Source organism: Tetragenococcus muriaticus DSM 15685 (assembly GCF_000423785.1).
Classification (GTDB): Bacteria; Bacillota; Bacilli; order Lactobacillales; family Enterococcaceae; genus Tetragenococcus; species Tetragenococcus muriaticus.
The window spans coordinates 1-1,498 of sequence record NZ_AUIQ01000108.1; the positions used below are offsets into that span (position 1 = coordinate 1).

Below are 1,498 nucleotides of genomic sequence, written 5' to 3' on the forward strand. Positions count from 1 at the left end.
TCAAAATCGACAGTAAAAATAGAAAATAACACGAACAACAACCCTGTTGACCGGCCCGATTAGTTATCCACAAATTTTTAGAAATCATTCAGGTATAAATATAATTTTACAAGACTTCTTTATTTATAAATATTTTTTGTTTGAAAATTGTTAAAATTTAAATTTCTTTAATGTTTACCTTTGCTAAAATCATAAAACCAACGAATATGGCATTTCCAGGTATTCAACCACTTTAGAAAGGAAATCAGCTGCAGGAGCACCATCAATTACTTGGTGATTAAATGTTAAGCTTAAAGGTAATTTTTGTTTTTGGACAACTTGACCTTCTTCATCAAGTACTAATTCGTTAAGCATAGACCCAACGCCTAAGATTCCTGTTTCTGGCGGATTCAAAATAGGGGTAAAGTATTCTGCGCCGCCTTTTCCTAAATTAGTGATGGTAAATGTCGAACCGCTATAATTTTTACTTTCTAACGTTCCTTGTTGTGTTTTTTCGATCCGATCATTTAAAGTCTTTCCTAACTCAGTTAGCGTCATTTTATCGGCATTTTGTACCACTGGAACAATCAATCCTTCATCCAGCGCTACCGCCATACCTAAGTGAACTTCAGCAAATTCTTCTAACTTTCCATCATGATATAAAGCATTCATTTTAGGAGCGTCCTGTAACGCTAAAATCGTTGCTTTAGATAATAGAGTGGTTATACTCATTTGCCCATCTGTTAATGGCATCCCAGCATTTTCTTTCATTTCTTTCCTGAAAGCCATCAATTGAGTCACATCAGCTTTTTGTTGAACTGTTATTTGAGCAGTATTTTGTAGGCTTGATGTCATGCGTTGAGCAATCGTTTTTCTCATACCAGTTAAACCAGCGCCTGCTGATGTCGTTGTCGTAGCTGTTACACTTTCTTCTTGAGGTTCGAACATTTCGACATCACGTCGCGTGATCCGTCCATTGCCACCCGTACCATTGATTTGAGAATAATCAATACCTTGTTCTTTAGCAACTTTCCTAGCTAACGGAGTAATAAAAATCCGATCGCCTTTTGCTTTTTTCTCTTTCGGTTTTACAGGTTCAGTTTTTTTGTCTGATGGTTCTTCTTCTGGAGTTTCTTCGGTTGTGTCTTCTCTTTCAGTTTTTGAAGGAACCTCTTCTCCTGGCTCGCCGATTAAACCAATGGCGTCTTTACAAGGAGCTACTTCACCGGTAGGAACTAATATTTTTATAAGTGTTCCTTCTTCTGGTGCTTCAACATCATGGCTGAGCTTTTCTGAGCTGATCGTACATACTGCTTCTCCTTTTTCAACTTGATCACCTTCATCTTTCAGCCAAGTATCTACTGTACCTTCTGTCATCGTTAAACCTAACGTTGGCATAATAATTTCTGTTGCCATACTTTTCGCCTCCTCGTAAAATATATTTATAAGCATCATCTCTGATGCAAACATTCTGGTTCTTTGAAAATAAAATAAATAACATTCATCAATAAAAGCTTTA

At 36.6% G+C, this 1,498-nt stretch carries 1 protein-coding gene; it reads right to left on the minus strand.

Translation table 11 applies throughout. The features are described from left to right. Positions 1–189: 189 nt before the first annotated feature. The gene (locus G577_RS0110360) at positions 190–1,395 is read right to left on the minus strand and encodes a dihydrolipoamide acetyltransferase family protein (RefSeq protein ID WP_028791098.1); all 1,206 of its coding nucleotides are present in this window, start codon (positions 1,393–1,395) and stop codon (positions 190–192) included. Positions 1,396–1,498 lie beyond the last annotated feature (103 nt).

Excerpts from the sequence above, each read along its gene's own strand:
- G577_RS0110360 (WP_028791098.1), bottom strand. The coding sequence starts at position 1,395 with ATGGCAACAGAAATTATTATGCCAACGTTAGGTTTAACGATGACAGAA.